Below are 23,789 nucleotides of genomic sequence, written 5' to 3'. Positions count from 1 at the left end.
AAACGATTTAAGTATAATCAAACCATTTCAACTCTGAGTCTGTTCAGGATAATTAATAATTAATACACAAATACGATGAAAATATCACCATGCATATTACGATACTTCGTCTTAGGGGTCTTTTCTACAATCATTCTTTTAGGAAGTCAATCCTGCAGTAAATTATTCGAGTACAGCCCCTATGATGCCAATGTGGAAAATGATCAGCTAAATACCAATGAGATTCAGCTACAGGGTATCAGTAATCAATTCAAATCCCCTTCAGAATTTTCTTTTGGGGTAATTGCCGATGTACATTATCATTATACCAGTTTGGCCAGCATTGTGAAACAAATCAATAATGATGATGAAATCGACTTTGTGATTATCGCTGGAGATATTTCTGATCAAGCCCTATTGACGGAGTATGAGCTTTTTTATTCTGTGATGAAAGACCTAAACAAGCCCTATTAAAACCTCATAGGGAATCACGATTATAATGCCAATGGAGAGAAAATATATGCACAAATGTTTGGAGAAACCAATTATGATTTTGTTTTTCAGAACTCCCATTTCATCATGTTCGATGATGTATTTTGGGAAAGCAATAGAACACCAGATTTTGATTGGCTAGCATCCAAATTACAAGAAAAAAACCAATATGAACATCAATTTGTAATTGCTCACATTCCTCCTTTTGGTGACCAGTTTGATGAAGATTCAGAGGCGAAGTATGCAAAAATAATGGCAGACAACAATGTTTCTCTATCCATACACGGTCATACGCATTCTTACCTCTCTAGAGATTATTATAAGGATGGTATTCCCTATTTGGTGGTTCCATGGCCCAAGAATACAGAATATGCTAAAATATCTGTAAATCAAGAAACCATTATTTACAGAATAGAAAATGCTAATTGAGAAGGTCTCAAATATGAGTTAAATATTGAGCAAATTTAGTAGTTGATAAAGCAAATGATAGTTCTTAAGTAGCTCCATAAATTTAGCTTTTACAGCATAGAAAGTGGGCCTTTCGACTCCGATCAAGGACCACTGAATACAGCAATGTAAAACATGAAAAAAATCATATTCATCCTTATGAGTTTTCTTCTTTTGACCACTGATTTATGGTCACAGAATAAAGCAGAAAGCCAAGAGCATCACTGGATAATTCCTGACTATGCTAAGGTCCAATTTGCAGGGAATATAGGCTATTTTTCAGGAGGTTTTGCTTATCAATTATTCAAGAAAAAACTACAGACGGAGTTTATTTATGGATATGTGCCTAAAAAATTTGCCCATACAGAAATACATACCTTAAACTTAAAAAACACTTTTCCACTCTTACGAAAACAATATTTAGGTTTGGAGTTTACTCCCTACTTGGGTTTTACCTTTAGTTACGAAACCGGAAGAAATTCATTTGTGGAACTCCCCTGCCAATACCCAAGTGGATATTATTCTCCCAATGCCTTTCATCTTTGCTTTCTAGCTGGAGTTTCTGCCAAGAAAAACCTCAATCCTAAGTATTTCATTAAAGGAATAGAATGCTATGCTGAAGTGGTTTCGGTGGATTCCTTTTTTTGGTATAAGCTCAATTCTCGACAGATTAAGCTATACCAAGTGGTGAGTTTGGCTTTGGGTGTAAATTTTTATTTCTAGTTTGGTTTTGGCCATTATTGCATAAATTGTAATGTCTAATCCCAATTTATTTACAGGAGTGTTTTGTAATGAAGGTTTAAAGATTCTCGAAAACAAACTATCTTTACACCAATAAACAAATCACAAACTCCATGTCAGAAAACATCCTCATCAAATATCACAAAACTCCATATGGAGAACTTATGCTAGGTTCCTACGAAGACCGATTATGTCTTTGTGATTGGAGATTCCGAAAAATGAGACCGCAGATTGACAAGAGGATTCTTACTCAGTTAAAAACCGACTATGAAGAAGGTAATAGCGAAGTTATTGAGAAAGCCATCATTCAGTTAGAGGAGTATTTTAGTGGAACAAGAACCCAATTCGACCTTCCTATTTTGCTAGTAGGCTCCGATTTTCAGAAGACAGTTTGGGAAGCGCTATTAGCCATCCCTTTCGGGGAAACCAACACCTATTTAGGATTATCCAAAGACTTAAACAACGAAAAAGCAATCAGAGCAGTAGCTACTGCCAACGGTGCCAATGCCATATCAATCATTGTTCCTTGCCATAGAATCATAGGCAGTGATGGGAAACTGGTAGGTTATGCCGGCGGCCTCTCAGCCAAAAAGAAACTCCTAAAACTAGAAGGCAGTTGGAACCCCTCTCAGTTGTCTTTGTTTTAGTTTCTTACAATGGTATAATGATTTAATGCTACAATAGTCTGGCTATTCTATCATTTCCTCATTCAATCATTTCCACCTTCTTATCTTCTCTCATTCCACCCTTACTTCACTTTACAATTCCTTACTAATCTTTACAAATCCTTAATTCTCTTTACGATTCTCCATAAAATGATATAATGATTGAATGATAAAATGGAACAAAAGCGAGCAACTATGCTTTACAACTCTTTACTATCCTTTGCAATTATCCTAAAACGAAAAGGTCTAATGTGAATGACAGGGAATAACAAATTCTCACAGATAAACAGAGATATTTTCAGCGCTACTCAACAATGAACCTTAATCATTGAACATCAAACATTGAATCTCCTCCACCTACCACTTGTAATTCAGTATTTTACTGACAATATTTTTATCTAGAAAATAGCAAGTATATTGTCCTAAATATTACATTTGCCGCAGACACAAACGTTAAAGTATTCACAATTTAAATGTAAGGGTTATGTTCAACAAAATGATAGCTGGAATGTTGCCTTATATGCCAAAGAAACTGGTATGGCTTTTTTCTAAGGAATATATTGCAGGTGAAACCATTGAGGAAGCCATTAAGTCGGCAAAAAAACTCAATGATGAAGGCATTCTAACAACTATTGATGTATTAGGTGAGTTCATTGAGAATCTTAATGAAGCTGAAGCTAATAAAAAAGAGTATTTAGAGGTAATTAAAGCTGCTGAGGCTGCTAAAATCCAAGGAAATTACTCCTTAAAACCTACTTCTTTCGGTTTATTGATTGATGCAGAAGTAGCTTACAAACATATCAGAGAGATTGTAGCTTATGCCGCCTCCTTCAATAACTTTGTGAGAGTAGATATGGAAGACAGTCCTTGTACTGATCTAGAAATTGATCTTTTCCGTAAATTAAAAGCAGAATTTCCTAAGAATACAGGATTGGTTTTACAAGCTTATATGAAACGTACTTTAGACGATATTAAAGGATTAGAAGATATTCATTCTAAAGACAATCCTATCAACTATCGAATTTGCAAAGGAATTTATGTAGAGCCTGCTGAAATAGCCTTTAAAGGTTATGATTTGGTGAACGATCATTATCTCAAGGATTTAGATTATATGATGCAAAAAGGAATGTATCCTGCCATTGCAACTCACGATAAGCCTTTGGTAGATGGAGCTTATAAATTAATTGAAAAATATAATTACAAACCAGACCAATACGAATTCCAGATGCTTTATGGTGTAACCCCAGCATTGCGTAAAAGCATTATGGATAAAGGCCACCGCATGAGAGTTTATGTACCATTTGGTAAAGAATGGTTTGGATATTCTACACGTAGATTAAAAGAAAATCCTAAAATGGCCATGCTGATCATTAAGGCTATTTTCTTTAAAGGATAAAAAGAAGATAAACACACAAAATATTTTCAACCCACTAGTTTTCTAGTGGGTTTTTTTATTAGAAATACTTTTTGAATTTAAGGTTGCATCTGTAAAACGTTTTTTATACATTTGGTGTTATATATTGTAAAACCATATCTCATGAAAAAAACTTTACTCTTTTTTTCCCTTATTTTTGGAATCATTTCCCTTTCTTCAGCTCAAATATCTAAAGAATCCTATCGGAAATATATGAAGAAACCGGTGGAGCCTAGTCAGAGTAAGGTGGATTATCCTAAGAGGGATATTAAGTTTCCAAATAATAATAACTCAAAAAACGATATTAGCCGGATTCATATAGGAAAATCACCTAATGCATTTTCTATATTAAATTCTGAGCAAAGGCCATTATCATTTGATTGGTTAAATAATACTAATGATCTTGCCCTCTTGATGGTATTTGAAGGCGATCCAGAATCATATTCTGAAATAAATCAAAAAGGAACTATAGTTTCAGCATATTCATTTGAAGGTGTAAGTTGGGATGAATCATTTTTAACACAGACTTCCAATTTTATTACCAATCCATCAGCCGTTTTCATCAATCCAAACGAAAGTGATGATCTTGAAGAATTCTATTCTCTTGTTGTTGGGCAAGATTCAATAAATGAACTATGGTCAAATACTGCATTTGTGTCCTCTCAAATTAATAATAATAATTACCAAGAAAACATATACAATTGGGAGGGTGATAACGATTGGGCTCGTTCCTCCATGACCTTTAAAGACGGTGAAGCCTATATATTTGGTCAAGATTTTGAGAGTATTGGAGCATATGGAAAAAACCAAATTCTTAAACATTATAGGGGAACTACCAATAACCCTGAAAATGGCTATGATTGGGAAATAAATACAGTTCAGCCTGATTGGCTTATTGATCCTGATGAAGGCTTTGCATATGCGCTATACACTACTTGGTCAGCATGGTCAAATGATGGGAGTATTGGTTATATGTGGATGATTGGAGTTACCAATGAGTCCTATGAATACGGAGTTTACCAACCACAAGTTTTTTATACTACAAATAAAGGTGAATCATGGAATGAAATAGAATTGAATTTGGAAGATCATTATGCATTAACTGAATATTTACAACCTTGGATTGATGAAAACGGAAACCCTGGCACTGTAAGGCCATCTTTTATTAACGGTGATAGGGATTTTCCAGGAATTGTCGACTATCAAGGTAAACTGCATATTGTTGCTAATGTTTATGGTTCAACAAAAGGAGATGTATTGAACCCAACTGATGGTAATTGGGTAGAAGATGATGCCTTAGGTGGTCATTTATTTGAATTTACAATCACTCCAAACGGACTACAAGATATTTTCTTTATTTCAAAGATAAAAACAAGAGTTTCAACCAACATGTTTGGCAATCTAGGATTCGATCATCGTTTACAAATGGGAAAAGAAAGAGGAGAATGCTTTTATGTAGTTACTTGGAACGACGATGTAATATCAGGAGCAGATAGTTTAATTAGCCCAGATATTTTTGGAGCAAGCCTATGCTTGGGTGGTGGTGAAATTTATATCAAAAACTTCACTGAAAACACATTATATGAAGGGTTCTATTTTTATCCGTATTTGGCGGAAAATATTTATATAGATGGGTGGAATTATATGTTAGCACTCCCAATGACAACAAGTGTAGGCCCATCAGAATGGGCATATAATAACCCATCACTCCCTATTAAACATAATTATATAGATGGTTTACGATTACCCTTTGACTATCTCTGTTGCGCTGATAAGATAACAGAAAATGAAATGCAATCACCTCATGTTCGCATCTCCCAAAACACCCCAAACCCCTTCTCTGGAGAAACAAAAATAGAAATCACCTCTAGTTTCCAAGAACCCAAAGAAGTGAATATAGAAATTACGGATTTGCTTGGCCATACAGTTTACCAAAGCTTCGAAGGAAAAATAGAGGAGGCTAAAGTGATTAACATTCAGGCTCAATATTTAAAAGCTGGTGTGTATTTCTATACCATTTGTGTGGATGAGGAATGCCAGACTAAGAAAATGATTGTAGAATAGTATGAGCTGGTAAGAATTTGAAAAAAATAGTTACCACGAATACACGAATTGAAACAAACAAATTTTTTTCTGAATAAACACTAATAAGCTCTGCGGCTTTGCGTGAGCCAATTAAAATCTTCATCCGCATATATAAACTTTCGCGACTTGGCGACTTTTCGTGATATATTTACATTCCCATTATCATAAATCATACTAAAGCTATTTCACAAAAAACACAAAGGAGACTCAAAGTTCCGCTAAGAGATACATTTTTATTATTCGCGGATTTGAGGCTTTTCGTTAAATATTAACATCCTCCAATAAATAAAAACAGCCCAAAACCAAGCAAAAACACATACCTTTCACTTCCTTAAAAAAAACTATTTTTGCAGCCGAATATTAAAAACACCGAATACATGCTTAAAACATCTCATGCTGTGGAGATTATGTCTCCTGTGGGTTCTTATGAATCTTTAATGGCTGCCATACAAGGTGGAGCCAACTCTGTATATTTTGGGATTGGTAAATTAAATATGCGCAGCAAGTCCTCAAAAAACTTCGGAATAGAGGATTTAGTAAAAATAGTAGGAATTTGTAAAGAGCATAATATCAGATCTTATATCACCCTAAATACTGTGGTATATGATGCGGAATTAGAGGAAATGAAAAAAGTGATAGATGCAGCAAAAGAGCATGGAATTACTGCTATTATTGCTTCTGATCAATCCGTTATTCACTATGCTTTTTCCAAAGGTATGGAAATCCACATGTCTACCCAGGCCAATATTACCAATATAGAGGCGGTGAAGTTTTATAGCTTATTTGCTGACGTGATGGTAACAGCTCGCGAGCTAAACTTGAAGCAGGTAAAAGCCATCACCGATGCCATAGAAAAAGAACAAATAAAAGGCCCCTCAGGGGAATTGGTACAGATTGAGATATTTGCCCATGGTGCGCTTTGTATGGCCGTTTCTGGCAAGTGTTATATCAGCCTCGATACCATGAATAGCTCCGCCAATAGAGGCGCTTGCTTACAACCTTGTCGTCGTCCTTACGATGTAAAAGATAAAGATGGTGGATTAGAACTGGAAGTGGATAATGAGTATATCATGTCACCAAAAGATTTGAAAACAGTAGACTTTATCGATAGAATCCTCAAAGCAGGTGTTCGAGTTCTGAAAATTGAAGGCAGAGGCCGCTCTCCCGAATACGTAAAGACAGTAACAAAAGTTTATCGTGAAGCAGCTGATGCATGGTTGACTGGAGCGTATACCCAAGAAAAAATAGTCAAATGGAACGAAGAACTTGGGGAAGTTTATAATAGAGGATTCTGGGATGGTTATTATCTAGGTAGAAAAACAGGAGAGTGGACAGAGCGCTATGGTAATCAAGCGACCAAGAAGAAACTTTTTTTAGGAAATATCACCAATTACTTTACAAAAATAGGCGTTGCAGAAGTGAAGATTCAGACCAATGAGCTATTGGCTGGTGATGAAATCAATATCATTGGTCCAACCACTGGTGTTTATGAGGATGTGGTAAATGAAATGCGAGTTGATTTAAAGATAGTATCACAAGCTAATAAAGGAGAAGCGGTTTCTTTTAAAACCAAGGAATTGGTAAGAAGAGGAGATAAAGTTTATAAGATTGTAGAAAACACAGAAGAAGATGATTAAACGTCTTTTTGATATCATAGCTTCTGTTTTGGCCTTGTTTTTTCTTTGGCCTGTCCTATTACTGATTGCGCTTTCCATAATTATAGAAACCAGAGGAGGTGTGATTTTTAAACAACAAAGAGTTGGAAGAGGTGAACAAGTATTCTGGATTTACAAGTTCCGAACCATGCGTCCTGATAGCGAATCGAAAGGATTGCTGACTGTGGGAGGTCGAGACACTCGAATAACTAAAGTGGGCTATTATTTACGAAAATATAAGCTGGACGAGATGACTCAACTATTAAACATCCTCAAAGGAGACATGAGTTGGGTAGGACCCAGACCTGAAGTTCTCAAATATGTAAATATGTATAACGAGGAGCAAAAAAAGGTATTATCGGTAAAACCAGGTTTAACAGATTATGCAAGTTTAGCTTATATTAACGAAAATGAGATTCTTCAAAAAAGCCCTCATCCTGAGCAGACCTATATCCAAGAAATCATGCCTGCCAAATTGCAAATGAACCTGCGATATATCAAAGAAAAAAGCCTTCTCACCGATTTAAAAATCATGTGGAAGACTTTCCTTAAAATTTTATCTTAGAGAAGATTCCTAGGGCATAGTAAAGCTTCCTGTTGGAACAGTTTGTCCTTCTAAATACCCTAAATTAGGCAACACCTTTCTTTGTGCATAATCGTCAAAATAAGAATTGCTATAATAAGAATCCCCATAAGCTTGAACATAATAACTTACACCACTTTCTAATCCAATATCTTCCAGCATTTCCTTAGTTAGCGTTATGGATTGACTACTCGCATTTAAAGTATACTTGGGAGAGTTATGACTAAATGTTTCGTTGCTAATAAGAGCAATGGTATGAAATAATAAGCGAAATACTCTTTTACCATTATAGGATCCTCCAGCAACGGCTAGTTGGAATTCTACTTCATCATCTGCAACATTGGTAAAAAGGGCTGTACAATATGCCGAGGATTTCTTTGACAAACGAGGAACCTCGTCTATCTCTCCTGCAGCGCCTGTATATTGATGATCAAAACTATATATTTTATAGGAGCCGAATCCTTCTTTTTCATAACTTATAGTGTAATTTAGGAAATAAGGAACATTTGGCACTAAAAAACTGCCGTCTTTTTGCGTTTCTCCAATATAATATTGACCATTTCCTTCTGCTTTCACAAACATTCTTTCACTACTGGTGGTGTTACCAAATTCATCATACAAACTCACTTGACCATTAATATTTGCTAATGTCAATATAGAATCACTATTAGTTTTTGTATCGTCTTTTTCACAAGAAACCAACACAATAGCCATAAAAGAAAATAGATAAATAAGCTTTTTCATAGTTTAGAAATACTGATGAATTGATACAATATGATACCCCATGCCAAAATCACTCATGGTGTTTGGCCATTAATAAAAATAAAACTCTAAGAAATGCTTTTTACGATTGCGCTAAAATCTCTTGCGCTTTTTTTAATATGGTATCATCAGCTATATCAACTATTCCACCATCAGGTCCTTGCTCAATGCTTAAACCCATAGTTTCGCCTTTTTCATAATTGGCTCCACCAAAATAATTGCGTACCGTTTCTGTTGTCACTTTTAATTCGTCTGCTATTTGATGCATACTTCCATCAGGTAAACTATCTTTTATCTTACGTAATTCGTTGAATGTTATCTTCATAATCTTAATTTAATGTTTGGAGCTAAAATAGCAAAAAAACAAAGGCTCTTGGCAAGCTTTAACAAAAATTAAGTCACCAGAAGAGCCTTTTTTATATCAAAAAACTGAGGATGTCTCGTATTGAATTATTTATCTAATTTTATGGCATCATTCACTGCTACAAAAATCATATCTACAATTTCTTCTACCGAACTTCCTAATTGCAATATATGAACAGGTTTTTTTAAACCATTCAAAATGGGGCCTATCACTTTTATATCTCCCATGGATTGTAGCATTTTATAAGCGATATTTCCTGAGCTTAGATTTGGGAATATCATGGTATTTACGGGTTTTCCAGCTAATTTGCTAAAAGGAAATCTTTCGCTTAATAATTCATTATTGATGGCGAAATTGGCTTGTATTTCACCATCTACAATTAAATCAGGGTGATTCTTGTGAAGATATTCTGCTACCTTCTTCATCTTACCTGGTCCAAAACCATCATTAGAACCAAAGTTTGAATAAGACAACAAGGCAATATGTGGTTCAATATTGAAATCTTTTACCATTTTGGCAGTTTGTAAGGTGATTTCAATTAATTGTTCTGTACTTGGGTTTTTGTTTACTGTGGTATCGGCCAAAAACACAGGACCATCCTTTGTCAACAAAATATAGAGACCCATTACCAAAGATTTGTCTTCTTTTCTGCCTATAATTTGCATGGCAGGTCGAATGGTTTCAGGATAAGTTCTTTCTAATCCCGATATCATACCATCAACCAGTCCAGCTCTTACCATTGAAGGTGCAAAATAATTTCTGCTTCGCATCATCTGACGTGCTTTCTTAAGGTCTATCCCTTGCCTTTGTTTTCTTTGATAGAAATCGTTTGCAAATTCTTCGCTTAAGCTTTGTACAATTGGATCTCTTGGATCAACTATTTCAACGCCTTCTAACTCTAAATTATTTTCCTCTATAATCTCCTCAATTATTCTCTTTTCCCCCAAAAGTACAGGAATGGCGATATTTTCATTCTTCACAATCTCTGCAGCCTTAAGCATTTTATAATTATCTGCATCGGAAAGTAAAATACGTTTTGGATTCTTCTTGGCATTTGCCTTCAGCTTTCTTAATAACGGATCTCCAATACCAAGCCGTTTCCTTAAATTCTCCACATAGGCTCGCCAGTTTCTAATGGTCCTTTGGGCTACTCCACTATCCATGGCGGCCTTAGCAACGGCAGGGGCAATAGTTTCTAATAATCTAGGATCGGTAGGTTTTGGCACTAGATAATCCTTACCAAAGGTTAGGTTCCCGTCAGAAAAGGCTACATTTACTTCTTCAGGAACAGGTTCTTTAGCCAAGTCAGCAATAGCCTTTACTGCAGCCACTTTCATCTCTTCATTAATATCTGTAGCTCTAACATCTAAAGCGCCTCTAAAAATATAGGGGAATCCCAAAACATTATTGATTTGGTTGGGATAATCACTTCTTCCTGTAGCCATAATTAAATCGGGACGAGTGGCTATAGCTAAGTTGTAATCAATTTCTGGATTGGGGTTGGCCAAAGCAAAAACAATAGGATTATCATTCATGCTCAATAGCATTTCTGGTGTAATCACATCTGCAACAGAAAGGCCTAAAATCATATCAGCACCTTTACAGGCATCTGCTAAAGTATGTAAATCTAAATCTGTAGCAAACTCTTTTTTCTCCAAGCTTAGCTTTTCTCTATCTGCTCGTATCACTCCTTTGCTGTCACACATGACTACATTTTCAGCTTTTATCCCAAGCCTCTTGTAAAGTCTGCAACAGCTCACAGCTGCAGCGCCAGCGCCATTTACAACTATCCTAACATCCTCTATTTTTTTATCGATGATTTCAAGGGCATTCAATAATCCAGCAGAAGAAATCATGGCTGTACCATGCTGATCATCATGCATTACAGGAATATCTAACTCCGCTTTTAATCTTGTTTCAATTTCGAAACATTCAGGAGCTTTGATGTCTTCTAGGTTAATTCCTCCAAAAGTTGGAGCTATCATCTTTACGGTTTCGATAAATTTGTCCACATCTTTGGTGTCCACTTCAATATCAAAAACATCTAAGTCGGCATAAATTTTAAAGAGGAGGCCTTTGCCTTCCATCACTGGTTTGCTGGCCAAGGGTCCTATATCTCCAAGTCCTAAAACCGCAGTTCCATTTGAAATCACCGCAACTAAATTACTTTTAGCAGTGTAGGTGTATACTGTTTCTGGGTTTTTTTCAATTTCTAAACATGGCTCTGCAACTCCTGGCGAATAAGCCAATGATAAGTCGCGTTGAGTGGCATGTGGTTTTGTGGGTTTAACTTCAATTTTCCCGGCTCTGCCTTGAGAATGGTAGCGGAGGGCATCTTTTTTAAATAAATTATCCATGAGGAAAGTTTTTGATATTCTGAAAATTTGCAATGGCGATTTTCAAATTCGTCTAACAAATTGAATTCTGTTATTTGCTGCAAAAATACACATTTTTATTGGAGGGCTGTCAAATGACTCATGGGTGATTTTACGAATATGAAAATATTATCACCTTTTTGTTATACATGATAGAATCATAGTTAAATTAGCCCATCTAACAAAAAAACATCATTTTTTGAAAAACTCAGACAACCAATTCGTAAAACACTTCGTTAATTAATTTGAGAGATGGAGTGGAACCAAGAGAACATGATATTAGCCTGCAAGAAGCAAGATAAGCAAGCTCAGATGGCTGTGTTCAGTAAATACCATGAAAAGTTTTTAGGTATTTGCATGAGGTACTTGTATAATAAAGAGATTGCCGAAGAAGTGGTGATGGATGCGTTTATGCTCATTTTTCAAAAAATAGATACATATAATAAGAATTCCTTTGAGGGATGGATGAAGACCATTGTTATTCACAAGGCTATTGATTATTATAGAAGTCATAAAAACGACCCCAAGCTTTCTGAATATGAAACCAGCGAATGGAAGACTACTGGAAAAAATCCGCAAAATCATTTAGAGGCTCAAGATTTAATTAAAATGTTAGACTTTTTACCGCAAGGTTATAGGATGGTATTCAATATGTATGCTATTGAGGGATTTAAGCATCATGAAATTGCCAAAAAAATGGGTATTAGTGTGAGTACATCTAAAACCCAATATCATAAAGCTAGATTGCGCTTACAGGAGATATTGAAGAAGGGAGGATATCATGGATAAGGAATTTAATGTGGACAAGTTATTTAAGGAAGGATTAGAAGATTATTCTGCTAAGCCTGCCGAGGGTATGGAGGCAAAAATGGCCGCTATGATTGGCCTTTCTGCAGCAGCAACCGGAACAGGTGCCGCAGCAGGATTGAGCTCAACGTCTGGAGCAAGCGGGGCAGCCGGAGCTAGTGCTAGCTCAGGAGCATCTGCGGTTTCTGGAGCTGCTAGTAGTGCTGGAGCAAGTAGTGTAGCGGGCTCAGTAGCCACCACTACCACTGGAGCTGCTGTAAGTTCTACTGTGGCTGGAACTACAGCAACAGCGGTGAAAAGCACTGGAATTATTGCAAAAAGCCTGAGCGCTATTAAAGTCACCGCTTTAAAATCAGGACTAATTAAAGCAGGATTAGCAAAAGCTACTGTAGTTTTAAAATCAGTAGGAATCATAAAAACCATTGGTGCTGTAGCTATAGTAACTACAACTACTGCTGTGGTAGTAGAAGAGGTGAAAGAGAGTAAAGCTGAAACTTCTCCACAAGAAACCACTCAGTTTACCAGTTTAAACACTCATGATGATCAATTGAATACTAGAAAACACGATACTAGTGAATGGACCTATTTAATGTCTCCTCAAGAAATAGAAAAAATACAATTAGAAGCATATAGAAAAGAATTATGTGCCAGTACTTCTGGATTATCGTGTCACGTTTTACTTCCTGAAGAAATGGAAGAACATTCATCAGAGGGAGAAGAAACAATAGCTTCAAATATTGAACTTGATGAGGAAATGATGACTGAAGCAGCTAATTCTGAGAATTCCAATCTAATTCACAAAAACACCAAAACTAAAACTTCGAAGGCATCAATATTTAATAAAGATAAGAATGTAGAGGATGTTATTGAAGAAGAAAACATACTTCAGAAAGCAAATAGCCTTTCCATGCAAAGTTTATTCGTGGAATCAGATGATGTGTTTTTTGAGAAGGATAGTTTGATATTAATAAGCTCTGTTCCTCAACCTAAAACCATGAGTTCGCTTGAAAAGGGCTTCTATCTGCCCAACTACTTGATACAAGCGGAATTTTCTGTGATGCCCATGATGTTTTCTAATCTCATAAAACCAGAAGCATTAAGTAATGATCCGGTCACCCTTCAAAGTTCTAGTGAATCTCAGAATATATCCTATCAATTTGGAGCTGGCTTGAGAATTCAAAAGAAAAGACATCCTCTATTTCTCCAATTGGGATTAAATTATCAAAGGCTGACAGAAGATATTGAATATTATTTTAAGAGGGAATATGATGATTTGGAACAAAGTTATTGGCAGGTGGATACCAGCTTTAGTTATGTGATCAACCCACCTACTATTGACACCAATATTGAAAGAATAGATTCGGCATATATGGCTCACTGGATTAGGACAGAGGAGACCAAGAAGGCAAGCAATACTTATCAGTTTCTAGAAATCCCAATCCGCTTTGGCTATCAGTATCATAAGTATTCGAGTAAATGGAGTTTTGAAGCCTCTGCTGGAATGAGCTTTGCATTTCATTTAAAGAGTCAAGGATATGTTTACGATAATTATGGGCATATTCTAAATATAGACGAAGTGAAAGCAAGTCCACAAGTTTATTATTATGGATTATTCAATATGGGTATTAATTATCAATTGAATTCCACAGTGTTATTTATAGAGCCATCCTTGCGTTATCAATTCAACCAAAAAGAAATTGAAAACACATCATATCGTAGTAAATATTTAATATATGGGATGAAGTTTGGAGTAAGAATCAAACTTTTTAAAAATGCTGGGCAACCATAAAGAATATTAAAACGTTATTCTATGTATAACCCCTAAAATATTTTGATATGAAAAAATTTATACTTTTTAGTTTTTTAATGGCTATATCCTTTAGCTTATTGTCACAGACACAGGTGCCTGTTGACGATACAGTATATGTTAACTTCGGAGACATTATAACTATAAATCCTTTACTCAATGATTATGATACAGAAGGAGGTGATTTGATTATAAGTGATGCTGGTGTTCCAGAATATTTTGAATTATTGAGTTTTAATGATTCGCTGGTGAGTTTTAAAGTATCTGATTATAATCTTTCGAGCAACGTAAAAGTTATTTACCAGTTGGAATCAGATTACCCAATCCCACCTAGTGGGAAGATCTGGGTCATGTTTAAAGACTATTCAAATGCTCTTGAAATTAATCAGGTAAGTGCAGCTGTTTATCCCATGAATATTCAATTTTGGGATGCATATACAGGATTTGGAGATGTGCCAGTATATAATTATCCTAAAGATGCAACAACAACAACCATGTTTAATATGGGCCTTTGGATAGGTGGAAAGAATACTGAAGATGATTTGCACTTTGCTGGGGAAAGATATCGACAAATGGGAGCTGACTTTTGGCCTGGTCCATTATCACAAGGTAATGAGCTAACATGTGATTCAGTAGTTGCAGGAGAATGGTTAAGAACCTGGAAAGTAACAAGGGATGAAGTAAATATTCACATGACTGAATTTGCAGATCCTGATTATGAAATGCCAGAAGCCATATTAAATTGGCCAGCACATGGAGATCCTGCTAAAAACCAAGCTGAGTTTATAGCTCCATTCGTGGATGTAGATCAGGATTTAGAATACCATCCTGAATTAGGGGATTATCCATTTATTAAAGGAGATGAAAGTATATTCTTTGTTTATAATGATCAATTGGAACACACAGAATCTGAAGGATTGCCAATGGGTTTAGAAATTCATTGTATGGCTTGGGGATTAGATCATGATGGAGACAGTCCTTATGAAAGCACGATTTTTTACAGTTATAAAATATTCAATAGAAGCGATGAAACCTATTATGACACCTATTTAGGCTTGTTTGCTGATATAGATTTGGGCTATGCTGGAGACGATTATGTGGGTTGTAATGTAGAACAAGGGTATTATTTTGCTTATAATGGTACAGAAATTGATGGAAATGGGGAACCAGGAAGTTTTGGTGAAAACCCTCCTTCACAAGCTATATGTATGCTTGGTGGTCCATTTATGGATGAAGATAACTTAGATAATCCATTAGGTTTGTGTGATGAAGGCATTAATGGAGCAGGATTTGGAGATGGTGAAATAGATAATGAACGCTATGGGATGGGTAGTTTCTTTTATTTTAATAACGGTGGGCTTCAATATCAATACGATCCTAGTACTGCCGATGAGTATTATAATTTATTACAAGGAAACTGGATAGATGGTTCACAAATGTGTTATGGTGGTAATGGGCATTCATCCGCCGGTGGTGATAGTTTATTTCTAACTAAGTTTATGTTTCCTGGAGATAGCGACCCATGTCATTGGGGAACAGGTGGTCTTGATCCTAATGTAAGCCAATCGTGGACTGAAGATAATGCAGGAAACAATCCAGGTGATAGAAGAGGAATGTCCTCGATGGGACCATTCACTTTCGAAGCAGGTAGTGTAGAATATTTAGATATTGCTTTAGTAACAGCACCAGGTGATCAGGTAAAAAGTAGTACAGAATTATTGCAAGATTTTATCAGCGAAATAAAAACGGATTATTTAGTGAACCCAGAAAGTTTTGGTAATCAGCATGTGGGAATAGAGGATGGTATTCAGATAGAATCACTCTTAGAAGTTTATCCTAATCCTATCAATGGAAATAGAATCCATTTTAAAATTCCTCAATCAAATACTGTTTCTTATAAAATCTATAATACAGCAGGTCAATTGGTTCAAGAGGCTGATTTAGAAGCACAAGAAAATCAGAGTATTGAAGTAGGAAGCTTAAAGGCTGGATGGTATATTTTAGAAGTACAAGCAGATCATAAGATATTTAGATCGAAATTAATTAAATAGAAGCATTAATACGGGATATTTTCTCCTCAGTCAGTATCCACTCTCAATAACAATTAATTTTAGCGCCCTCATCATTTTTTTGGTGAGGGTTTTTTGTTCATTTCTTTGCATGTCCATACTTCGACACCGCTCAGCATGAAAAGAAACAGAACCAAAGAAAGGGCACATTTTTCAAGGTATTATCATTCTCCCTGCATTGATGGTTGTGAATAGTATCGTCCAAGCCCTCAGCCTTCTTTAAAACTCCTTAAGCAAACCAGGGCCTCAATCCTTTCACTTTGTTCAAGGCTTTGATCCCTTTGATCTGCAGAAAAACACTTCCCTGCTCCGGATTTTAATGACCTCAGCTGGTGAGCCAAAAAACAAGCTAGAGTTATGGTTCAGAAAGAAGAAAACCAAAAAACATTTATTGTCGCTTATTCCGTTAGAATAGAAATTATTTTCATATCTTGCAGGCAACCCCAAAGCACCAAATCTCGACTGAACACATATGGAGTGGAACCTAGCTGATATCATTAAATCTTGCAAAAAGCAAAATGCTCAGGCACAGCTAGCCTTGTTCCGCCATTATAAAAAGCAACTTCTGGGTTTATGTTTGCGATATGTGAATAGCCGGGAAGTAGCGGAGGAGGTCTTAATGGATGCTTTTGTTATCATTTTCAAAACTATAAAATCGCAAAAAGGTGCTTCATTCGAATCGTGGATGAAGTCGATTGTGGTACATAAGGCTATTGATTATTTTAGAAAGCATAAAAACGACCCCGCCTTTGAAGAAATAGAATATGTGCTGGATAAAAAAGTGCAAGAACATCAATCGGAGCAATTGGAGCTGGACGAATTGGTGAAGCTTTTACAATGTTTGCCAGCAGGTTATAGAATGGTATTTAACCTTTATACTATTGAAGGATTTCAACATAAGGAAATAGCCGAAAAGCTAGGTATATCGGTCAATACTTCCAAATCACAACTACATAAAGCCAAAGTGAAGCTCCAAGAAATATTGCAGAAAGGAGGTTATCATGTCTAAACAAGTAGATATAGATCAACTCTTTAATCGCGATTTTGATAATTTCCAAAAGGATACCTCCTCCAATTTCGACTTGGCCATGGAGAGCAAAATTAAAAGAATGCAGTGGTTTAAATACTGGAAGTGGATTCTAGGTTTGACCATCATCTCTGCAAGCTTGTTAACTACTATTATTTTAATCAATAAGGAGGTGGATGCAGTTCAAACTCAATATCACTCTACAGAACTCGTCGAACTAAATGAAACAAAAACGACTACTGAAATAGAATCGATTAAAGAAGGAGAATTGGAGGAGTCAATTCCAAAAAGCAGCACTCAGTCTGGAGTTTTAGAGGATAGTTTTATTCATGAACCTCCTCAGAGAAACAATAAAGAATCTATTATTCTAAGCATGAAAAGCAAATCTATTGAGGATGATTTAAGTCCAGTAAAAGAGCTTAATATTGAAAATTCGAGGAGCCTAGTATTTGAAAAAATCCCTTTTCATTCAGAAGTTATTTATCTAGATTTTCAGGTGGAAAGAGAAGTATTAGCGGAAAAGAGTGTTTCAGCCTTGCCGTCTATTCCAATAAAGATTGAGCAAGTAAAAAAAGAGAAGAAGCATAAAGAAAAGCAAAAAAAGAAGAAGGAAGAGAATATTAAGACCAGTAGTTCTTCAATGAGCTTAGAAGCTAAGAAAGACAAAAAGAAACGAAATAAGAAGGAAAAGAAAGAGAATATCAGCATGGCCGCTTCTGTTGAAGTAAAAGATACTTATCATAAAACTAAATCACAAAAACAAAAAACAAGTAATCAGAAAGCACAGAATGAGCCCAGTTCTGCATTAGTTTTGAAATCATCAAAACCACCCAAGGAGAAAAAACCATTGAACTTTTCTGGGAGTATTGAATTGGGATTTACACCTGTTTTCTTTAAAAATATGGCAGCTCCTTTAGAACCAGAAAACGATACCGTCACCTTTTTTCTCAATAATAAAAAAACAAAGCTTTCCTATGATTTTGGTATAGAGTTTCTATTTAAGCCTGTGGATAGTGATTGGAGTTTTAAAACTGGATTGCATTACCAGCAATTAAACGAGGATATCGATTATTATTTCCTTCGAGAATATGTGGATGAGGAATTAAGTCATTGGCAATACGATTCCATTTTCGAGTATCATATCGATCCACCCATTCATGATACCATTTTAGTGGGTATAGATTCTTCTTATTATGAGCATTCCATAAGTGAAGTACATCAACAAAAGTATAGCAATCAGTATACCTATTTGAATATTCCCTTATTAATTGGCTATCAAATAGATTTACCCAGCCAACATTTTAAGGTGCATGTTTTGGCGGGTATCAATATGGCCATATTATTGCAAAACGAGGGCTATTATTATAATACTGATGGTTATATTCTCGCTTATCCTCAAAAGCAGAAAGCATTGATTAACTGGGGCTTAAATGCTCAAATGAGTTTCAATTATCACTGGAAGAATTTATCGGTTTATGCCAAGCCCTCCTTACAATTTCAGTTGAAAGAAAAGGACTTACCCAGTTATTTCGAGAAGCGACAATATGTGATTTATGGCTTGGAATTAGGAATAGCTTTCAAATTATTTTAATACTCAGGCACCCTATCATAGAATATATACGACTAAACATATATAAGCACCAAATTCTATTTATTATGAAAAAGCACTTGTTTCTATTTGGATTATTATTTTGCACAATTGCTCTGTTTTCCCAAGTAATTCTTGTTAATGATACAACATCAGCAAAACATGGAGAACTCGCATCTATTAATCCTTTATTAAATGATATTAACCAAAGTGGTTCAAATCTCGTTATTGATACAATTATTAGTGAAGACTTAAATATGGTCACCTATAATGATTCAATTGTTTTGTATAAAATGCCCGATTATTCATTAGTTACTTATAGTATTAAGTATAAAATTGTTGGTGTTGATGGGTTTGCTTCAATAACTATTTTTCCCAAGTTCACTTTTGATACATTAGATTGCAACCAGATAGAGGCTCCAATATATCCCTGTAATTTACAATTTTTCGATGACTATTACCATTATCAACTTAGTCCAAACTATTTTGGAAGCCAGTATTATTATCCAAATGAATCTACTTCGAAAACAATGTTTTCGTATGGATTGTGGATGGGAGGGCTAAGCCGAAATACAGGGGAATTACATTTAGCAGCAGAAAAATATAGACAAATTGGCACCGATTTTTGGCCAGGTCCATTAACAGATAATGGCTTGGCTATAACTGATTCTTTAAATGCAGGAATATGGTGTAGAACTTGGAAAGTCACCAAGCAAGAAATAGAATATCACCTTAAAAATTATAATCAACCAAATTATATCATACCTGAAGCCATTGCCTCTTGGCCAGCTCACGGAGATCTCAATATTGGCCAAGCAGAATATCTTGCTCCCTTTGTGGATGTTGATTTAAATTCACAATACAATCCTAGCCAAGGTGACTATCCTTTAATAAAAGGTGATGAATCGGTGTTTTTTATTTTTAATGATCGTTTGGCTCATACAGAAACTGAAGGTAGTAATATAGGAATGGAAATACATTGTCTGGCGTGGGCTTATGAAGAGCAAGCAGATAATGAAGAATTAAATTCCACTATATTTTATAGTTATAAGCTCTTTAATAGGAGTATGATTACCTATGATGATTTCTATATTGGAGTATTTTCAGATATAGACTTGGGATTTGCCAATGATGATTATATAGGTTCTAATGTGCAACAAGGATATTATTATGCTTATAATGGCCGTGACATTGATGGTAATGGCGAGCCAGAAAGCTATGGTGAGAACCCACCCTCACAGGCGACTTGTATTCTCGCTGGTCCATTTATGGATAAGGATAATATGGATAATCCAAGTGGAGATTGTAATGAAAGTATCAATGGTTCAGGCTTTGGAGATGATATTATAGATAATGAAAGGTTGGGAATGAGTTATTTCTTAGCTTATAATACAGATGGCCTGTTGACAGACCCCACAATTGCTCCAAGATACTATAATAATTTAAAAGGGCTACTTACATATGGTTCGCAATTTTATTATGGAGGTAATGGTAGTCCTACTGGTGGTGACAGTTCGATCCCAGCAAGATTTATGTACCCTGGAGGTAGTGATACTTGCAACTGGGGAACGGATGGAATGGACGTTTATCCAGGATTATGGACGGAGGAAGCCTCTGGCAATCAGCCAGGCGATCGCAGAGGGATGGCAAGCATTGGTCCTTTCACCTTCGAAGCAGGAGCAGTACAATATCTAGATATAGCTCTAGTAACCGCTCCTGGCGATCAAGAAAGAAACAGCAAAGACCTTTTGGAAGAATATGTGGCCAGTATTAGAGCCGAGTATTTAAAAAATCCTGAAGAATTCGGCAACCAATATGTGGGATTAGAGGAGGCCATAGAACAAGAATCAATACTAGAAATATATCCCAATCCAGTGAATGGAGACTTTATCCATTTCGATTTACCCCAATCCAATTCAGCCATTTATAAAATCTATAATACCACTGGGCAAATCATGATTACTGGGCAATTACCGCAACAAAAACATCAAAACTTGTTTGTGGGTGATTTGGAGTCGGGCTGGTATATATTAGAGGTACAAGTAGGAAAGAGTACATACAGAAGTAAATTGATTAAATAAGAATTAATTTTTTAGAGCATGCTTTTTTCGCTCCCCTTGGGGTTGGGGAAAATGAAAAAAGAGTACATACAGAAGTAAATTGATTAAATAAGAATTAATAATGGATATTTTCCCCTCAGTCAATATCCGATCTCTATTATAATTACAATTAATTTTAGCTCCCTCATCAAATTTATTTGGTGGGGGTTTGTTTATATGGTATTTAAGTTTTGATAATAATGATATTTTTTTTAATATTTGTAGTGCATTTAAAACCCTTATTATGAAAGCCAAAATCCTGATATTACCATTCCTATTTGTCTTTACCATAGCATATTCACAAAAGCTACACCTTCCCCCTACCGATACGATTAGCTGTAACGAAATACTGGCACCGATATTCCCTCGCGGAGCTCAGTTTTATGGGAATGACATGCCAACTTATCTTTATCCAAAAACTAGCACAAAGTCTCCCCTATATACTTTTGGTTTGTGGATAGGAGGAATGTTTAATGATGAACTACACTTAGCAGCTGATAAATATTATCAAAATGGGCGTGATTTCTGGAGTGGACCTTATACAGATGCAGGGTCTAATAGCCTTAATTCTGCCATCTCAACTCTATGGTATAAATCATGGAAGGTAACTAAGGTTCAAATAAATAACCATGTTCAAAACTATTCCTTACCAGGATACCAGATGCCTGAGTGTATTTCATCTTGGCCTGCACATGGGAATTTAGAATATAATCAAGCACAGGATTTAGCTCCTTTTGTTGATGTTGATTCAGATGGGGTTTATCACCCAGAAAGTGGAGATTATCCACTCATAAAAGGTGATGCTAGTGTCTTCTACATTATTAATGATAATAGAGAGCATACTGAGTCGGAAGGGAAAATCATGGGTGTCGAAATACATTGTATGGCATGGGCAATGAACCAAAGTGCGAGCAGTGTCTATAACACGACGATCTTTTTTAGCTATAAGATAATCAATAGAAGTGAGAATACATATCAAGATACCTATCTGGGAGTGTTTGCCGATTTTGATATTGGTAAATCAGATGATGATTATATCGGATGTCATGTTGAAAATGGTAATTTTTACGGATATAATGCAGATGATTTTGATGGTCCAGAAGGCTATCCATATGGATATAGAGACACCATTCCATCTCAAGCTTGTTGTATTTTAAGTGGACCCAATTTAGATGCTGATCATATTGATAATCCATCAGGGGAATGCAATGAAAGTATTAATGGCTCTGGATTTGATGATGGTATAATAGATAATGAACGCTTCGGAATGAATAGGTTTGTAGCATTTAGTAGTGTTTGGAATGATGCAATGACAGATCCAAGAAATGATACAGAATTCTATAATTATATGAAAGGATTTTGGAAAGATGGGAGCTCAATATTATATGGTGGAAATGGCCATTCTAGTAGTGGGGCGACAGGTCCTGAAACAAGGTTTGTATTTATGGAAGATAGTGACTCATGTCATTGGAGTATTGAAGGTGAAGAACCTCATAACGAAATTCTTTGGAGTGAGTATTCCGCAGGGAATCAGCCTCAAGATATAAGAGGACTGGCTTCAATGGGACCTTTTACCTTTGAAGCTGGGAGTACTCATTATTTGGATCTGGCTTTGGTCACAGCACCTAGTGACTTAAGAAAAAACAGCAAAGATTTATTACAAGACTATGCTCACGAAGTCCGAGTAGATTACCTTAAAAACCCGCTTCATTTTGGTGATTATAATGTAGGTCTAGAGGAGGATCTTTATAAAGAAACACTCTTAGAAATTTACCCCAATCCCATAAATGGAGATTTTGTCTATTTCGATTTACCAGAATCCAATTCAGCCAGTTATAAAATCTACAATGCCGCAGGGCAATTAGTTTTAAGTGGACAATTGCCAAGTCAAAAGCTACAAGATTTGTTTGTCGGTGATTTGGAGTCGGGCTGGTATATATTAGAAGTTCAATCAGGAAACAAAATATTTAGAAGTAAATTAATTAAATAATACTCCAATATTGGATATTTTCTCCTCAGTTAGTATCTGATCTCATTACAATTAATTTTAGCTCCCTCATCAAATTTATTTGGTGGGGTTTTTTTTGCTTACTCAGATTTCAAAATCGATCTGCTTAGACGGAATTGTATTCCGTCCTTTATGTTTAGCCTATGCTTTGAGATTAGAGTATAGGTCGGCAGGAAAAGTAGTTTCCTAATATGATACTCTGGCCGACCTAAAACCTTCGGTTTATTCATCACCACGGGCTTTGCCCGCGGCTAGTCATAATTGAAGTGCTGACGCATCGATACAGCATCGTGCCGAGCCCTCAGCCTTCTTTAAAATTCCTTAAGCAAACCAGGGCCTCAATCCTTTCACTTTGTTCAAGGCTTTGATCCCTTTGATCTGCAGAAAAACACTTCCCTGCTCCGGATTTTAATGACCTCAGCTGGTGAGCCAAAAAACAAGCTAGAGTTTTCGTTAAGAAATGCTTTCTGCTTGAAATTTTTAATTCGCATTAAAAATTGAGGTTTAAGCATTTTAGAAAATCTAGTGTAGCTTTTTTGAGTGAAGCAGGTGGAGTCTTGACTTTTTTTGCTTCGTTTTTTGTGTCAAGACAAAAAATGACGACTTCATGTTCATTTCTTTGCGTGCACATACTTCGGTACCGCTCAGCATGAAAGAAACAGAACCAAAGAAAGGGCACATTTTTCAATGTGTTATAATTCTCCCTGCATTGATGGTTGCGAATAGTATCGTTCGAGCCCTCAGCCTTTTATAAAATCCCTTAAGCTAACCAGGGCCTCAATCCTTTCACTTTGTTCAAGGCTTTGATCCCTTTGATCTGCA

General features: G+C 35.9%; 16 protein-coding genes and 1 pseudogene. 14 read left to right on the top strand and 3 right to left on the bottom strand.

Annotated features, from left to right (window positions below; genetic code table 11):
* Window positions 1-75: 75 nt before the first annotated feature.
* The 7 genes and pseudogenes from HNS38_RS20415 to HNS38_RS11010 all read left to right on the top strand — a co-directional run bounded on the left by HNS38_RS20415 (window position 76) and on the right by HNS38_RS11010 (window position 8,043).
* Window positions 76-900, top strand: a pseudogene (locus HNS38_RS20415) (metallophosphoesterase).
* Between the two features lie 153 nt (window positions 901-1,053).
* Window positions 1,054-1,641 (top strand): hypothetical protein, encoded by a 588-nt coding sequence (locus HNS38_RS11035; protein WP_172281108.1) that lies wholly within the window; start codon window positions 1,054-1,056, stop codon window positions 1,639-1,641.
* A 131-nt stretch (window positions 1,642-1,772) separates the two neighbouring features.
* Entirely contained in the window at window positions 1,773-2,306 is a 534-nt protein-coding gene (locus HNS38_RS11030) for a methylated-DNA--[protein]-cysteine S-methyltransferase (RefSeq protein ID WP_172281110.1), read from the top strand.
* Window positions 2,307-2,808: 502 nt separating this feature from the next.
* Window positions 2,809-3,720, top strand: a complete 912-nt coding sequence (locus HNS38_RS11025) for a proline dehydrogenase family protein (protein ID WP_172281112.1) — start codon at window positions 2,809-2,811, stop codon at window positions 3,718-3,720.
* Between the two features lie 141 nt (window positions 3,721-3,861).
* Window positions 3,862-5,802, top strand: a complete 1,941-nt coding sequence (locus tag HNS38_RS11020; protein ID WP_172346461.1) for a T9SS type A sorting domain-containing protein — start codon at window positions 3,862-3,864, stop codon at window positions 5,800-5,802.
* A gap of 398 nt (window positions 5,803-6,200) precedes the next feature.
* Window positions 6,201-7,460 (top strand): peptidase U32 family protein, encoded by a 1,260-nt coding sequence (locus HNS38_RS11015; RefSeq protein ID WP_253916330.1) that lies wholly within the window; start codon window positions 6,201-6,203, stop codon window positions 7,458-7,460.
* On the top strand, window positions 7,456-8,043 hold the full coding sequence (locus HNS38_RS11010) for a sugar transferase (RefSeq protein ID WP_172281152.1): 588 nt from the start codon (window positions 7,456-7,458) through the stop codon (window positions 8,041-8,043). Before HNS38_RS11015 ends, HNS38_RS11010 begins: the two co-directional genes overlap by 5 nt.
* 9 nt (window positions 8,044-8,052) lie before the next feature.
* Here the strand turns inward: HNS38_RS11010 and HNS38_RS11005 are convergent, their stop codons facing one another.
* From HNS38_RS11005 to HNS38_RS10995, 3 genes are all read right to left on the bottom strand, one after another.
* Window positions 8,053-8,805: a hypothetical protein gene (locus HNS38_RS11005; RefSeq protein ID WP_172281116.1), complete on the bottom strand. Its 753-nt coding sequence runs from the start codon at window positions 8,803-8,805 to the stop codon at window positions 8,053-8,055.
* Window positions 8,806-8,905: 100 nt separating this feature from the next.
* A complete protein-coding gene (locus HNS38_RS11000) occupies window positions 8,906-9,151 on the bottom strand; it encodes a DNA-binding protein (RefSeq protein ID WP_371742942.1) in 246 nt (81 codons plus the stop codon).
* A 122-nt stretch (window positions 9,152-9,273) separates the two neighbouring features.
* Complete coding sequence (locus tag HNS38_RS10995; RefSeq protein ID WP_172281120.1) at window positions 9,274-11,544, bottom strand: NADP-dependent malic enzyme; 2,271 nt, start codon at window positions 11,542-11,544, stop codon at window positions 9,274-9,276.
* Window positions 11,545-11,814: 270 nt separating this feature from the next.
* Here HNS38_RS10995 and HNS38_RS10990 point away from each other — a divergent pair, with 270 nt between their 5' ends.
* From HNS38_RS10990 to HNS38_RS10960, 7 genes are all read left to right on the top strand, one after another.
* Window positions 11,815-12,351 (top strand): RNA polymerase sigma factor, encoded by a 537-nt coding sequence (locus HNS38_RS10990; protein WP_172281122.1) that lies wholly within the window; start codon window positions 11,815-11,817, stop codon window positions 12,349-12,351.
* A complete protein-coding gene (locus HNS38_RS10985; protein ID WP_172281124.1) occupies window positions 12,344-14,158 on the top strand; it encodes a hypothetical protein in 1,815 nt (604 codons plus the stop codon). The genes HNS38_RS10990 and HNS38_RS10985 overlap by 8 nt, the downstream gene beginning before the upstream one ends.
* A gap of 47 nt (window positions 14,159-14,205) precedes the next feature.
* Window positions 14,206-16,227, top strand: a complete 2,022-nt coding sequence (locus tag HNS38_RS10980; protein WP_172346460.1) for a T9SS type A sorting domain-containing protein — start codon at window positions 14,206-14,208, stop codon at window positions 16,225-16,227.
* 490 nt (window positions 16,228-16,717) lie between these two features.
* On the top strand, window positions 16,718-17,254 hold the full coding sequence (locus HNS38_RS10975; protein WP_172281128.1) for an RNA polymerase sigma factor: 537 nt from the start codon (window positions 16,718-16,720) through the stop codon (window positions 17,252-17,254).
* Complete coding sequence (locus HNS38_RS10970; protein ID WP_172281130.1) at window positions 17,247-18,863, top strand: outer membrane beta-barrel protein; 1,617 nt, start codon at window positions 17,247-17,249, stop codon at window positions 18,861-18,863. Before HNS38_RS10975 ends, HNS38_RS10970 begins: the two co-directional genes overlap by 8 nt.
* A 65-nt stretch (window positions 18,864-18,928) precedes the next feature.
* On the top strand, window positions 18,929-20,941 hold the full coding sequence (locus HNS38_RS10965) for a T9SS type A sorting domain-containing protein (RefSeq protein WP_172281132.1): 2,013 nt from the start codon (window positions 18,929-18,931) through the stop codon (window positions 20,939-20,941).
* A 262-nt stretch (window positions 20,942-21,203) separates the two neighbouring features.
* The gene (locus HNS38_RS10960; protein ID WP_172346459.1) at window positions 21,204-22,949 is read left to right on the top strand and encodes a T9SS type A sorting domain-containing protein; all 1,746 of its coding nucleotides are present in this window, start codon (window positions 21,204-21,206) and stop codon (window positions 22,947-22,949) included.
* The last annotated feature ends 840 nt before the right edge of the window (window positions 22,950-23,789 follow it).

This window comes from Lentimicrobium sp. L6, from assembly GCF_013166655.1.
Lineage (GTDB): Bacteria > Bacteroidota > Bacteroidia > Bacteroidales > UBA12170 > UBA12170.
The sequence above is the reverse complement of the archived record's forward strand: the minus strand, read 5'-3'. Positions and strand labels throughout refer to the sequence as shown.